Here is a 13331-nt window from a genome sequence, read left to right as displayed (position 1 = left end):
TGGTCCGATCGGGTGTGGACCAGGGGTTACGGCCATGATTGACTGAATTCCGTAACGGTCACCCGGCGGGAAAGCTCAGGCCAAAGCTCGGGCCGAAGCTCGGGCCGAAGGTCAGTCGCTGACGGCCGCCGCGTCGCACTCCTGTCCGCGCAGCGTCCGGGCCAGGTCGTCCCGGGCCTCCAGGACCAGCCGGCGCAGCGCCGGGGGCGCGTCGGCGTGGGCCGTCAGCCAGGCGTCCGTCGCCTCCAGCGTCTCCGGGCGGTCCTGGAGCGAGGGGTACAGGCCCCGGACCACGTCCATGCCGATCTGGATCGAGCGGTCCTCCCAGATCCGGGCGATGACCTCGAAGTACTTCTCCGCGTACGGCGCCAGCAGGTCCCGCTGCGACGGCTGGGCGAAGCCCGCGATCGTCGCCTCCACCAGCGCGTTGGACAGCGCCTCCGACTCCACGACCTGCGCCCAGGCCTGCGCCTTCACGGCCGCCGAGGGGCGGGCGGCCAGGCAGCGCACCTGGTGGCGCTTGCCGGACGCGGTGTCGTCGCGGGCCAGTTCGGCGGCCAGCACGGACTCGTCGGCCGCGCCGTGCGCGGCGAGGGGTTCGAGGAACGCCCAGCGCAGCTCCTGGTCGACGTCCAGGCCGTCGATCGTGGCCGTCCCCGACAGCAGCTCCTGGAGCAGCTGGAGGTCGGCACCGTCCACCGCCGTCGACGCGAAGAACCGCGCCCACGCCAGCTGGTGCTCGCTGCCCGGCTCCGCCTGCCGCAACTCCCGCAGGGCGCCCTCCGCGAGCCGCCGCCCGGCCGTCTCCCGCCACTCGGGCGCCACATAGTGCACCAGCGCCGAGTCCGCCCACGCGTGCAGCATCTGCAGCACCCCGATGTCCGACTCGCGGCTCGCGAACCGCAGCACCAGGTCGATGAAGTCCCGGGCCGGCAGCAGCGCGTCCCGGGTCAGGTTCCACAGCGCCGACCAGCACAGGGCCCGGGCGAGCGGGTCTGTCAGGGCACCCAGGTGGTCCCGGAGCGTCGCCAGCGAGGTGTCGTCGAAGCGGATCTTGCAGTACGTGAGGTCGTCGTCGTTGACCAGGACCAGCTCCGGGGCCTCGGCGCCCGCCAGGCCGTCGATCACCGTGCGCGGGCCGTCGACGTCCGCCTCCACGCGCGCGTACCGCTCCAGAGCGCCCTCGGCCGTACGGCGGTAGAGGCCGATCGCGACCCGGTGCGGGCGCAGTTCGGGGTGCGACTCCGCGGCCTCCTGCACCACCGCCACCTCGGCGACCCGCCCGTCGGCGGCGAGCAGCACCTGCGGGGTCAGCGAGTTCACCCCCGCCGTCTGCAGCCAGGACCCCGCCCAGGCGCTCATGTCCCGGCCGCTGGTCTCCGCCAGGACCGACAGCAGGTCACCGAGGCGCGTGTTGCCGTACGCGTTGCGCTTGAAGTAGCGGCGGGCGCCCTCCAGGAACGCGTCCTGGCCGACGTACGCCACCAGCTGCTTGAGGACGGAGGCGCCCTTGGCGTAGGTGATGCCGTCGAAGTTGAGCTTGGCGTCCTGGAGGTCGCGGATGTCGGCCGTGATCGGGTGGGTGGAGGGCAGCTGGTCGGCGCGGTAGGCCCAGGCCTTGCGACGGTTGGCGAAGGTGGTCCAGGCGTTGGTGAAACGGGTCGCGTTGACGTTCGCGAAGGCGCCCATGAAGTCCGCGAAGGACTCCTTCAGCCACAGGTCGTCCCACCACACCATGGTGACCAGGTCGCCGAACCACATGTGCGCCATCTCGTGCAGGATGACGTTGGCCCGTGCCTCGTACGACGCCTGCGTCACCCTGCCCCGGAAGATGTACTCCTCCCGGAACGTCACCAGACCCGGGTTCTCCATCGCGCCGAGGTTGTACTCGGGTACAAAAGCCTGGTCGTACTTCCCGAACGGGTACGGGTAGTCGAAGTGGTCGTGGAAGAAGTCCAGGCCCTGCTTGGTGACCAGGAAGACGTCGTCCGCGTCGAAGTAGGGCGCCAGGCCCTTGCGGCACATCGCGCCGAGCGGGATCTCCAGCGTCGACCCGTCGGGGAGCGTGCGGGAGTACGCGTCCGTCACGTAGTGGTACGGGCCCGCCACCACACAGGTGATGTACGTCGAGATCGGCTTCGTCTCCGCGAACCGCCACACCCCGTCGGTGAGTTCGCCCGCCCCGTTGCTCCACACCGTCCACTCCTGCGGTGCCCGCACCTCGAAGCGGAACGGCGCCTTGAGGTCCGGCTGCTCGAAGTTGGCGAAGACGCGGCGGGAGTCGGCCGGCTCGTACTGGGTGTAGAGGTAGACCTCGCCGTCCTCGGGGTCGACGAAGCGGTGCAGGCCCTCGCCGGTGCGGGAGTAGGCGCACCGGGCGTCCACCACCAACTCGTTCTCCGCGGCCAGGTCCTCCAGGGCGATCCTGGTGCCGTCGAAGACCTCGCCCGGGTCGAGGTCCTTGCCGTTCAGCGTCACGGCGGTCACGCTCGGCGCGACCAGGTCGGCGAAGCTCGACGCGCCCGGCTCGTTGCAGCGGAAGCGGATCGTGGTGACCGAGCGGAAGGTGCGCGGCTCGCCGTCGCCCTCGCCGACGGCGGACCGCACGTCCAGCGACACGTCGTAGCCGTCGACCGACAGCAGGGCGGCCCGCTCCCGGGCCTCGTCGCGGGACAGATTCTCACCGGGCACGGGCGGCACTCCCTCATCGTTGTCGGTACGCCGGAACAGCACCGATCCTCCCATGCGCCCCTGACAGCGGACATCGGGAATGGGGTGGCCGGTGCCGGTGTTGCCGCTGGAAAAGGACCGTATACCGAGGAGAACCATGTCCGAGAGCGTGACGAGTTCCGGCAAGACCCCCGTCGACTTCTGGTTCGACCCCTCGTGCCCCTGGGCCTGGATGACCTCCCGGTGGGTGCTGGAAGTGGAGAAGGTCCGGGACATCGAGGTCCGCTGGCACCTCATGAGCCTCGCCGTCCTCAACGAGGACAAGCTGGACGAGCTGCCCGACGAATACCGGGAGTTTCTCTCCACCAAGGCCTGGGCCCCGGTCCGTGTGGTCGCCGCCGCCTGGCAGAAGCACGGCGCCGACGTCCTCGGCCCGCTGTACACCGCGCTCGGCACCCGTATCCACAACGGCGGCGAGGGCCCGACCCGCGAGGCGATCGAGGGTGCCCTCGCGGACGCCGGTCTGCCCGCCGACCTGATCGAGTACGCCGACCAGGAGGACTTCGAGTTCGACGCGGAGCTGCGCGCCTCCCACAAGGAGGGCATCGACAAGGTCGGCCAGGACGTCGGCACCCCGGTCATCGCCGTGCCCGGCTCGGACGGCGAGCAGATCGCCTTCTTCGGCCCGGTCGTCACCCCCGCCCCGCAGGGCGAGGAGGCGGCCCGCCTGTGGGACGGCACCCTCGCGGTCGCCTCCGTCCCCGGCTTCTACGAGATCAAGCGGAGCCGTAGCAAGGGCCCCGACTTCAGCAACCTGTAGACCCGCCTGTCTCCGCCGAGGGGGCAAGCCCTGACGAGCCAGTACGGGAAGGCCCCCGCGAGTCACGTCCTCGCGGGGGCCTCCTCTCTTCGGGTCAGCCGCCCGCGCGTCGCCGCTGCCGGAGGTAACCCACCGCGGCGAGTACGGCGGTCATCCCGCCCGTGTAGTAGAGCTGCACACGGGTGTCCGCCTCCCGGGCCATCAGGACGAAGATCGCCGTCATGCCGGCCAGCGCCAGCCACGTCAGATACGGGAACGCCCACATGCGGACGACCAGCTTCTCCGGACTCTCCCGTTCCAGGCGGCGGCGGAGCAGCAGCTGTGAGACGGCGATGAAGATCCAGACGACCAGGATCACCGCGCCGATCATGTTGAGGAGCCAGGGGAAGACGTCGTCGGGGCGCCAGTAGCTGAGCACGACACAGACGAAACCGAAGACACAGGACGTGAGGACCGCCAGGCGCGGGACGCCTCCGGAGACCCTGGCCAGCGCCCTGGGGCCCTGGCCGCGCTCCACCAGGGAGTGGGCGATGCGCGAGGAGCCGTAGATGTTGGCGTTCATCGCGGAGAGCAGCGCGACCAGGACGACCACGTTCATCAGCCGGCCGGCGGCGGGGATGCCCAGGTGGTCGAGGGCCGCGACGTACGGGCCCTTCTCGACGACCTCTGCCGAGTCCCAGGGGACCAGGGTGACGATGACCGCCATGGAGCCGACGTAGAAGAGGGCGATGCGCCACATGGCGGTGCGGACCGCGCTCGCCACGCCCCGCACCGGGTTCTCCGACTCGGCCGCCGCGATGGTGACCGTCTCCAGGCCGCCGTACGCGAAGACCGAGGCGAGCAGGCCGATGATCAGACCCTCGCCGCCGTTCGGGAGGAAGTCGGTGAGGTTGGCGGCGCCCGGGGAGTCCGTGCCGGGGAGTACACCGGCGATCGCCAGCACGCCCAGGACCAGGAACAGGCTGATCGCGCCTACCTTCAGCGCCGCGAACCAGAACTCGAACTCGCCGAAGTTGCGCACCGCGGCCAGGTTCGCGGCACAGAAGACGACCATGAAGAGGGCCACCCACGCCCACTCCGGTGTCCCCGGCAGCCAGCCCGTCACGATCTTCGCCGCGCCGATGCCCTCCAGGCCCACGGCCGTGCACAGCAGCACCCAGAACGACCAGCCCGCCGTGAAGCCCGCCCACGGTCCGATCGCCCGCTCGGCGTGCGCCGAGAAGGAACCCGAGGACGGGTGGGCGGCAGACATCTCGCCCAGCATCCGCATCACCAGCATCACGAGAAGGCCGGAGAGGGTGTAGGCGACGACGATGGACGGGCCGGCGGCGGCGATACCCGCGCCGGAGCCCACGAACAGACCCGCGCCGATGACACCTCCCAGGGCGATCATCGAGAGGTGGCGCTGCTTGAGGCCGTGGGAGAGCGTGGCACCGCCGTCCTGTGTCGGCGGTGTCTCGACCGTGGTGGTGCTGTGCGGCATGGGCGCGGCTCGTCCAGTGCGGTAGATGGGCAAAAACGCCCACAGTCTGGGCGGCCGCTCCGCTCGGAGGGATCGGCCGCCCACCATCCGGACACGCCGGGTGCGGGGAGTGACTACGCGGCTACGACCACGGTCGTGTAGTGCGAGGCGTCCCCTTCGATCGAGTAGCTCTCCTTGCCCTCGATACCGACCGGGATGTCACCGGCGACGGTGACCCGGTGCAGCCGGCGCGGCAGGCCGTCGTAGTTGTCGACCGCGTAGTGCTGGGTGATGCGGTTGTCGAAGAGGACGAGCTGGTTCTCGGACCAGCGGTGGCGCAGGATGTTCTCCGGCCGGGTGACGTAGGCCTGCAGCAGGTCGAGTATCTTGCGTCCCTCGCCCGGCGACAGCCCCACGATCCGCTGGGCGAACCCGCCGATGAACAGCCCGCGTTCACCGGTCAGCGGGTGGACGCGCACCACCGGGTGGACCGTGCGGTACTTGATGGACGTGAACTGGGCGCGCTGGGCGGCGTGTTCCTCGTCGACGTCCTCCTCCGGAACGGCGTAGTCGTAGTCGTTGGTGTGCTCGGCCCAGAGAGTGTCCGCCAACTGCCGCAGCGATTCCGGCAGTTGGCGGTACGCGGTGGCCGAGTTGGTGATCAGTGTCTCGCCGCCGTACGGCGGGAGGGTGACGGAGCGCAGGGTGCTGGCCTGCGGCGGGTTGAGGACGAAGGTCACGTCGGTGTGCCAGTGGTTGGCGGCCCGGCCGCGCTCACTGTCGACGGGCAGGACGTTCGGGACGCCGTCGACGGAGGAGACCGTCGGATGCGCGGTGGTGACGTCACCGAAGTGGCGGACGAAGGCCTGCTGGGTGTCGTCGTCGAGGTGCACGTCGTCGAAGACGAGCGCCTTGTGCGTGTTGAGGGCCTCGCGGATCGCGGTCGCGGTCTCCGCGCCGAGCGGCCGGGAGATGTCGACGCCGGAGACCCGGGCGCCGATGTTCGCGGTGATCTTGGTGATCTGGAGGGACATCGCGGTTCCTTTCGGATGAGCGTCAGATGAGCACAGGTCCGGCGTACTGGTTGGCGGGGCGGGGGAGGCCGTAGCGCTCCCGCAGGGTCTGGGGCGGGCCGTACTCCGTGCGCAGCAGGCCGCGGGCGCGCAGGATCGGTACGACGTGCTCGACGAAGGCCTCCAGACCGGAGGGCAGCACCGGCGGCATGATGTTGAAGCCGTCGGCGGCGCCCCGGGTGAACCAGGTCTCGATCGCGTCGGCGATCTGGTCGGGTGTCCCGGCGAAGGTCAGATGGCCGCGGCCACCGCCGAGCCGGCCGATCAGCTGCCGTACGGTGAGCCGCTCGCGGCGGGCGAGCTCGACGACCAGGGTGTAGCGGCTCTTGGCACCCTCGACGGCGTCCTCGGACGGAAGGTCGGTCGGCAGCGGCGCGTCCAGCTCCAGGGTGCCGGGGGCCAGTTGCAGGAGCCGCTCCAGGCGGTCGACGCCGTACCGGTGCACGATGTGGTCCTCGAGGAGCTGCTCGTTCGCCCGCGCCTCGGTCTCGGTCGAGCCGGTCACCGGGACGATGCCCGGCAGCACCTTGATGTGGTCCGGGTCCCGGCCGGCCGCGGCCGTGCGTGCCTTGAGGTCGGCGTAGAAGGCCCGGGCGTCCTCGATGGTCTGCTGCGCGGTGAACACGGCCTCGGCGTACCGGGCCGCGAACGCCTTGCCGTCCTCGCTGGAGCCCGCCTGCACGAGAAGTGGGTAACCCTGTGGGGAGCGGGGCACGTTGAGGGCGCCCTCGACACTGAAGTACGGCCCCTGGTGCCGGGGCGGGTGGATCTTCGCGTCGTCACCCCAGACGCCGGCCGCCTTGTCGGCGACGATGGCGTCGTCCTCCCAGCTGTCCCAGAGTTTCAGCGCCACGTCGAGGAAGTCGGCGGCCCGGGCGTACCGCTCGGCGTGCGCGGGCTCCGCGTCCAGACCGAAGTTCCGGGCCGCCTCCGCCCCCGCCGTGGTGACGATGTTCCAGCCCGCCCGGCCGCCGCTGACGATGTCGAGGGAGGCGAACCTGCGGGCCAGGTTGTAGGGGGAGTTGTAGGAGGTGGAGGCGGTGGCGATCAGGCCGATGTGCTCGGTGGCGGTCGCCAGCGCGGTGAGCAGGGTGAGCGGTTCCAGGGCGCCGGAGGGCCGCTGGGCGACACTGCCCCACAGATGCGGGCCGTCGGCGAGGAAGAGCGAGTCGAAGGTGCCGCGCTCGGCGGTCCTGGCCAGCCGTACGTAGTGCGCGAGGTCGGTGTGTGCGTAGGGGTCGCTCTCCGGGAGGCGCCAGGAGGCCTCGTGGTGGCCGGTGTTCATGAGGAAGGCGTTGAGATGGAGCCGGCGGGTCATGCGGGGTCCTCCGTGACACCGAGGGCGGCGAGCAACTGCTTGCGGTAGAGGGCGCTCGGCCGGCCGCGCTCCACGGTCAGGTCCAGGCCGATCCGGCCGTTCTCCAGGACCAGCACGCGGTCGGCGAGGACGATCGCCTCGTCGACGTCGTGGGTGACGAGCAGCACGGACGGCCGGTGCCGCTTCCACAGCTCGCGCAGCAGATGGTGCATCTTGATGCGGGTGAGGGCGTCGAGCGCTCCGAACGGCTCGTCGGCGAGGAGCAGTTCGGGCTCGCGGACCAGGGAGCGGGCGAGCGCGGCACGCTGCGCCTCACCGCCTGACAGCTCGCCCGGCCAGGCCCGCTCCCGGCCGCCGAGACCGACCTCTTCGAGCGCCGACCGGCCGTGCTCCGAGGCGTCCCTGCCGTCCAGTCCCAGCACGACGTTGTCGAGCACCCGGCGCCAGGGCAGCAGCCGGGCGTCCTGGAAGACCACCGACACCCGCTCGGGGGCGGTGAGCCGACCGCTGCCGGTGACCCCGTGGTCGAGTCCGGCGACCGCCCGCAGCAGGGTGCTCTTGCCGGAGCCGCTGTGCCCGAGCAGGGCGGTGAACTGTCCGGCGGGCAGGTCGAGGTCGATGCCGTCGAGGACCGTACGACCGCCGAACGACCTTGTGAGCCCCCGCAGTTGTACGGCCGGACGGGTCAGCTGCTCAGTGTGCGGCGCCATGACAGCACCCTCCGTTCGATGCGGCGGACCACGGTGTCGGAGACCAGGCCGAAGACGCCGTAGATCAGCAGACCGACGAGGATGATGTCGCTGCGCCCGTAGTTCTGGGCCTGGAACATCATGTAGCCGAGGCCGCTGGTGGCGTTGATCTGCTCCAGGACGACCAGACCGAGCCAGGATCCGGTGACGCCGAGCCGGAGTCCCACGAAGAATCCGGGCAGCGCGCCGGGGATCACGATCTGCCGGACGAACTGGAGCCTCGTCAGGTCCAGGACCTCGGCGAGTTCGACGTACCGGCTGTCGATGGCGGACAGCGCGGCATGCGTGTTCAGGTAGACCGGGATGTAGACGACGATCGCGATGATGGCGATCTTGAAGGTCTCGCCGATGCCCAGCCAGAGGATGAACAGCGGGATCAGGCCGAGGGTGGGGATCGCCCGGTTGATCTGCACGGTCCCGTCGATCAGGGCCTCCCCGACCCGGCTGAGCCCGGCGGCCAGGGCCAGCAGCACCCCGGCGGTCAGTCCGATCGCGAAGCCGTATCCGGCTCGTTCCACGGAGGTCAGCACATCGGTGGGCAGCGTCCCGTCCGTCCACAGATGGCCGGCGGTCCTCACGACGGTCCAGGGCGCCGGGATCGCATTCGGGTCGAGCTGTCCGGCGGCGGAGGCGATCGCCCAGGCGGCGAGGAGGACGAGCGGACCGGCCAGCCGGGCGGCGGGCAGCCGGCGGCCGGGGGAGAGCCGGCGGCGCGGCCGGACCGGACGGGCCTTGTCCTCGACGGGAACCGCGGCGGCGGTCGTGGTCACGGCGGTCATTTCCGGTACTCCGCTGCTACGGCCTTCGCGGCGATGCCCTCGAAGCGGTGGTCGAAGAGCGAGGAGACGTCGGTCTTCTTCACGAAGCCGCCCTCCGCCAGCAGATCGGCGGTCTCCTGCTCCCACTTGATCGCCTCGTCCCAGCTGGGCGGGAAGAGCGGCTTGTTGGCGATGTCGGTGATGCTCTTGGCCTGGGCGAGGGTCAGGTTCTGGGTCTTGACGTAGAACTCCTCGTCCCAGACGTCCGGGTTCTCCCACTGCCAGACCAGGCCCTGGGCCCACTGCGGGATGTACGCGGCGATCGCGGCCGCCTTCGCCGGGTCGTTCAGCACCGAGACCGGCGCCCACAGCAGATTGAGCAGGTCGACGACGTCGGTGGTGATCGTGTGGGCGCCCTTCGAGCCGTACTGCTGGATATAGGCCGGTGCCTGGGTGTTGGCCAGCGGGGCCACGTCCACCTGACCGGACTGGAGGGCGGTGAAGAACTGGTTGCTGGTCAGCGGGACGAGCTGTACGTCGTCGTAGGCGAGCCCGGCCTCCTTCAGTGCCCGCAGCAGTACGACACCCTGAGCCTGCCCCTGCGAGAAGGCGAGCTTCTTCCCCTTGAAACCGGCGACCGTGCGGATGTCGCTGCCCGGCTTGGTGGCGAACAGATAGTTGGGTTTGCGGGTGATCTCGATCGCCACGATCTTTGCCGCGAAACCCTGGAACTGCGCCTGGATCGGCGGGATTCCCGCGTTGTTCGCGAGGTCCAGCGACTTGGCGCGGAACGCGTTGATGACATCGGGGCCGGCCCCGATGTTCGCCCAACTCGACACCGTGAACGGCAGCTTGGGCAGCTTCGCCAGCTTGAACTGAATCTGCTGGGTGTTCAGATACGAGGCGATCTTCAGGCTGGTGCCGGCCGGCACCCTGGCGGCCGGCGGGGCGGTGGAGGTGGCCGCGGTGTCGGCGGCGGCGCTGCCACCGGCGCAGCCGCTCAGCCCGGCCACGGCCGCCGAGGCGCCGAGCAGCGAGGTGAGGAAGAGCCGGCGGTCGATGCCGGAGGAGGACGCAGAAGGCATGGGAGGGCTCCCGGGAGAAAAGCAGCTGAGAAGCGGCAGAAAGGCAGGGAGAATACCCGGCGACGGAAGGCCGGAAAGAAAGATCTCACGCAGAGGGAAATGCGCGCCCGGGGCGCGTCAAGACGTCAGCAACAGAGGGTGCGACAGGTCATGAGAAGGATGTTCCTTGCCGTGGGCGACGGCTGTCAATATTCCGAGTTTCTGAATTAAATAAGCCGTGGTCACGCGCTCAACGGGTCCCGGTACAGCACGTCGAGGACCACCGAACCGCCCGCCACCGCCAGCACCCGGTCACCGAAACTGGTCGGCGCGACCACGGCCGCCCGCTCCGGTCCGACCGCCTCCCGCAGCGCGGCGAGACAGTCCTCCCGGTGCAGCACACCCACCTCGGTGACCACCACGCTCTCCGGGTTGAGCACGTCGAGCAGCAGCCCCGCCGCCCGCCCGGTCAGCCGCGCCCGCTCCACAAGGAGCCGCACGGCCACCGGGTCACCGGCGCCGGCCGCCGCGAGGACGTCCATCGGATTGGAGCCGTCGACGACCCCGGCCGCCCGGGCCCGCCGCACCAGCGTCCGCTCGCTCAGCTCCACCTGGAGACAGCCGGTGCGTCCGCAGCCGCAGGGCTCGGTGCCGCCCGGCACCGGGAGATGGACGATCGTGCCCGCCTGGGAGCGCGGGCCGTGGTGCACCTCGTCGCCGGTGGCGAAGGCCGCGTCGACCACGTTCCCGACGAACAGGTGCAGCACGCTCCGGCTGCCCCGGGCCCGTCCGAAGAGCCGCTCGCCGTTGACCAACGCCCGGGCATGCCCGTCCACATGGACCGGCAGCCCGGTGTGCGCGCCGAGCAGCTCCCGCACCGGCACCTCGCGCCAGCCCAGCAGAGGATGCTCGACGACGGTCCCGGAGTCCCGGTCCACCCAGCCGCCGACCGCGACCCCGACGCCCAGCGGCCGGCTGCCCCGCACCCCGTCGAGCAGCGCGGCCAGTCCGGCGGCCGCCCGCTCCAGCACCCCGCGCGGTTCGGTGTCCCGGTGCTTCAACTCCCGCCGTACGACGACCCGTCCACGCAGGTCGAGCAGCGCGACCGTGGTGTAGGGCACGGCCACATGCACTCCGCCGACCACGAACCGCGAGTCGTCCAGGTCGACGGGAACATGCGGCCGGCCCACCCCGCCGGCCCGGCGGGGCGCCACCGCCTCCCGGATCAGGCCGAGTTCGGTGAACCGGGCGCAGTAGTCGGTGACGGACGCCGGGGAAAGCCCGGTCAGCCGGGCGATGGTGGAGCGGGCCACCGGCCCGTGCTCCAGTACCGACCGCAGGACCACGCTGGCGCTGGTCCGCCGCCGGTCGCCAGGGGGAGAGATGAGCGGGGGTGCCGCGGTACGGGGCATGGGAAACCGTCCTCGGGAACGGGGCCGACACGTCTCGGGATGCGAGGCGCGCAGGACCGGTCTCCCGCCGCGCGGCCTCAGGCCGGACGGCGACAGGTGGCAGCCCCTTGCCGCCGCAGGTCGACATAGCGACGCGACGTGAGGTTCAGGGACTGGGCGACCATGTCCGAAAGCGTAGGCCGACAACCCCGAATCCCACCAGACCACTGGGATTCGATTGGGGGAACTCCACAGACCTGTTCAACGCCGTTGACGTGACTGAAACATCTCTGCCTCAGTGATCGGCGTCACCTCACAACATGTGTAACCCGCACCCTTTGTGGGGAGCCCACCAAGCGTCCGTCACGGCCTTTGTCGACCGCTGACGTGTTCGGCTCAGGTGAGCCGGGATAGCGTCACGGTGTCCCCTGCTTGTCTGCCCACCCTCACCTCGCGGAGTCCCCATGAGCACCGCCACCGCAGCCCCGTCGATCCGCACGGGCACCGTCCTCGCCGACCTCCTGCCCGCGTCCCGGGTACGCGATGCCGCCCTCGTGGTCGGCGGCGCCGCGCTCACCGGCCTCGCCGCCCAGATCGCCGTCCCCGTGCCGGGCTCCCCGGTGCCGGTGACCGGCCAGACCTTCGCGGCCCTGCTCGTCGGCACCGCCCTCGGCGCCCGCCGCGGCCTGCTCTCCCTCGCCCTGTACGCGCTGGCGGGCCTCGCGGGCGTGCCCTGGTTCGCGAGCGGCACCTCCGGTGTCTCCGTCTCCTTCGGCTACATCCTCGGCATGATGCTCGCCTCCGCCGTCGTGGGCGCCCTGGCCCGGCGCGGCGCCGACCGCAACGTGCTGCGGATGGCGGGCACGATGGTGCTCGGCGAGGCGATCATCTACGCGATCGGTGTGCCGTACCTGGCCTACGCCGCCGACATGTCCGCGTCCGCGGCGATCGCCGCCGGCCTCACCCCGTTCCTGATCGGCGACGCGGTGAAGGCGGCCCTGGCGATGGGTGCGATGCCGACCGCGTGGAAGCTGGCCGACAAGGGCTGACGGGACCGAAACCGTGAAGGGGCCCGAGGCGCATCGGCGCCTCGGGCCCCTTCACACCGTGATGCCTAGTCGGTCCGCCGCCGCGACCACCACACGCCCGCCGCCCCGGCCGCCATCAGCGCCGCGCCGGCCGCAGCGAGCGGCAGTACGTCACTTCCCGCGCCGGTCTTCGGCAGTTGGTCGCCGCTCGGCCCGACCGGCTTGTTGTCGGTGCCCAGCAGCAGCGGGGTGGCCGGGGCGTTCGGCGACGGGTTCGTCGTACCGAACGGCACCGGGCCCTGCTGCCAGAACGTCTTCTTCCCGTCCGCGCTCCGCACGGGCAGACAGATCTTCCCGGTCTTGCCCAGATCGAACGTGGCGTCCACCGGATACGACTTCGACCTGCCCGCGCCGAGCGCGCCGACCGGGCAACTGAAGCCGCTGTTCGAACCGGCCGGCAGATCCTTCTCCGCGACGGCGTCGCAGCCCTGCACGTTCGTGACCTTCAGGCCGTCGAAACCGACCACCAAAAGCCTGATTCCGTCGCTGTCCTTTGTTCCTTCGTTCTTGACGGTGGCGGTAATCGCCGTTTTCTGCGAACTGTTGTCGACCGAGATCCTCTCGGGCAACGTGGTCGTCAGCTTCACACCCGCCGGTGCCTGGTCAACCGCCTTTCCTCCCTTGCCGCTTCCCGGTCCCTGGTCATCGGCGGCGGCCGTGAACGGGAGGATCATCACGGCCGAGAAAGATGCCACGACCAGCGATCCCGCGACGACTGCCCTACGACGAGAACTCATGTTCGTCCCCCTTGCAACCCCCTGACCGCGCCTGAATTCGCGGTCACTTGAAGAGGTACCACAAGATTTCTCCGCACTATGCTGGTACGGCCGCAAGTGTGACCATTGTGTGTCGGCAGGGGCGGTCGTTGAGGGGGTGCAGCGAATTGCCGGAGAATTCAGGGAGTTCAGGGAATTCAGTTGGTCCAGGGAATTCGGAGA

At 70.4% G+C, this 13331-nt stretch carries 11 protein-coding genes; 2 read left to right on the top strand and 9 right to left on the bottom strand.

Annotated elements, in window-relative coordinates; genetic code table 11:
* Window positions 1-111: 111 nt before the first annotated feature.
* Window positions 112-2691 (bottom strand): aminopeptidase N, encoded by a 2580-nt coding sequence (gene pepN, locus ABTY98_RS10975; protein ID WP_352220569.1) that lies wholly within the window; start codon window positions 2689-2691, stop codon window positions 112-114.
* A gap of 136 nt (window positions 2692-2827) precedes the next feature.
* Here pepN and ABTY98_RS10970 point away from each other — a divergent pair, with 136 nt between their 5' ends.
* Window positions 2828-3490, top strand: a complete 663-nt coding sequence (locus tag ABTY98_RS10970; RefSeq protein WP_352220568.1) for a mycothiol-dependent nitroreductase Rv2466c family protein — start codon at window positions 2828-2830, stop codon at window positions 3488-3490.
* A 94-nt stretch (window positions 3491-3584) separates the two neighbouring features.
* Here ABTY98_RS10970 and ABTY98_RS10965 read toward each other — a convergent pair whose 3' ends face one another.
* The 7 genes from ABTY98_RS10965 to ABTY98_RS10935 form a co-directional block, all read right to left on the bottom strand.
* Complete coding sequence (locus ABTY98_RS10965) at window positions 3585-4973, bottom strand: amino acid permease (protein ID WP_352220567.1); 1389 nt, start codon at window positions 4971-4973, stop codon at window positions 3585-3587.
* A 113-nt stretch (window positions 4974-5086) separates the two neighbouring features.
* Window positions 5087-5986, bottom strand: coding sequence for a TauD/TfdA dioxygenase family protein (locus tag ABTY98_RS10960; RefSeq protein ID WP_352220566.1), 900 nt, complete (start codon window positions 5984-5986; stop codon window positions 5087-5089).
* A 22-nt stretch (window positions 5987-6008) separates the two neighbouring features.
* Complete coding sequence (locus ABTY98_RS10955; RefSeq protein ID WP_352220565.1) at window positions 6009-7343, bottom strand: LLM class flavin-dependent oxidoreductase; 1335 nt, start codon at window positions 7341-7343, stop codon at window positions 6009-6011.
* The gene (locus ABTY98_RS10950) at window positions 7340-8053 is read right to left on the bottom strand and encodes an ABC transporter ATP-binding protein (RefSeq protein WP_352220564.1); all 714 of its coding nucleotides are present in this window, start codon (window positions 8051-8053) and stop codon (window positions 7340-7342) included. The genes ABTY98_RS10955 and ABTY98_RS10950 overlap by 4 nt, the downstream gene beginning before the upstream one ends.
* Window positions 8029-8871 carry an ABC transporter permease gene (locus ABTY98_RS10945; protein WP_352220563.1) on the bottom strand — a complete coding sequence of 281 codons (843 nt, stop codon included), beginning with the start codon at window positions 8869-8871 and terminating at the stop codon, window positions 8029-8031. The genes ABTY98_RS10950 and ABTY98_RS10945 overlap by 25 nt, the downstream gene beginning before the upstream one ends.
* Window positions 8868-9935, bottom strand: a complete 1068-nt coding sequence (locus ABTY98_RS10940; RefSeq protein ID WP_352220562.1) for an ABC transporter substrate-binding protein — start codon at window positions 9933-9935, stop codon at window positions 8868-8870. The genes ABTY98_RS10945 and ABTY98_RS10940 overlap by 4 nt, the downstream gene beginning before the upstream one ends.
* Before the next feature lie 221 nt (window positions 9936-10156).
* Window positions 10157-11326: an ROK family protein gene (locus ABTY98_RS10935; protein ID WP_352220561.1), complete on the bottom strand. Its 1170-nt coding sequence runs from the start codon at window positions 11324-11326 to the stop codon at window positions 10157-10159.
* A gap of 443 nt (window positions 11327-11769) precedes the next feature.
* Here ABTY98_RS10935 and ABTY98_RS10930 point away from each other — a divergent pair, with 443 nt between their 5' ends.
* Entirely contained in the window at window positions 11770-12354 is a 585-nt protein-coding gene (locus ABTY98_RS10930) for a biotin transporter BioY (protein WP_352220560.1), read from the top strand.
* Window positions 12355-12419: 65 nt separating this feature from the next.
* Here ABTY98_RS10930 and ABTY98_RS10925 read toward each other — a convergent pair whose 3' ends face one another.
* On the bottom strand, window positions 12420-13130 hold the full coding sequence (locus ABTY98_RS10925; protein ID WP_352220559.1) for an LPXTG cell wall anchor domain-containing protein: 711 nt from the start codon (window positions 13128-13130) through the stop codon (window positions 12420-12422).
* Between the last annotated feature and the right edge of the window lie 201 nt (window positions 13131-13331).

It is taken from the genome of Streptomyces sp. NPDC096040, from assembly GCF_040303265.1.
In the GTDB taxonomy this organism is placed as follows: Bacteria; Actinomycetota; Actinomycetes; order Streptomycetales; family Streptomycetaceae; genus Streptomyces.
The sequence above is the reverse complement of the archived record's forward strand: the minus strand, read 5'-3'. Positions and strand labels throughout refer to the sequence as shown.

Excerpts from the sequence above, each read along its gene's own strand:
- ABTY98_RS10950 (WP_352220564.1), bottom strand. The coding sequence starts at position 8,053 with ATGGCGCCGCACACTGAGCAGCTGACCCGTCCGGCCGTACAACTGCGG.
- ABTY98_RS10940 (WP_352220562.1), bottom strand. The coding sequence starts at position 9,935 with ATGCCTTCTGCGTCCTCCTCCGGCATCGACCGCCGGCTCTTCCTCACC.
- ABTY98_RS10925 (WP_352220559.1), bottom strand. The coding sequence starts at position 13,130 with ATGAGTTCTCGTCGTAGGGCAGTCGTCGCGGGATCGCTGGTCGTGGCA.
- ABTY98_RS10965 (WP_352220567.1), bottom strand. The coding sequence starts at position 4,973 with ATGCCGCACAGCACCACCACGGTCGAGACACCGCCGACACAGGACGGC.
- ABTY98_RS10970 (WP_352220568.1), top strand. The coding sequence starts at position 2,828 with ATGTCCGAGAGCGTGACGAGTTCCGGCAAGACCCCCGTCGACTTCTGG.
- ABTY98_RS10955 (WP_352220565.1), bottom strand. The coding sequence starts at position 7,343 with ATGACCCGCCGGCTCCATCTCAACGCCTTCCTCATGAACACCGGCCAC.
- ABTY98_RS10945 (WP_352220563.1), bottom strand. The coding sequence starts at position 8,871 with ATGACCGCCGTGACCACGACCGCCGCCGCGGTTCCCGTCGAGGACAAG.
- ABTY98_RS10935 (WP_352220561.1), bottom strand. The coding sequence starts at position 11,326 with ATGCCCCGTACCGCGGCACCCCCGCTCATCTCTCCCCCTGGCGACCGG.
- ABTY98_RS10960 (WP_352220566.1), bottom strand. The coding sequence starts at position 5,986 with ATGTCCCTCCAGATCACCAAGATCACCGCGAACATCGGCGCCCGGGTC.
- ABTY98_RS10930 (WP_352220560.1), top strand. The coding sequence starts at position 11,770 with ATGAGCACCGCCACCGCAGCCCCGTCGATCCGCACGGGCACCGTCCTC.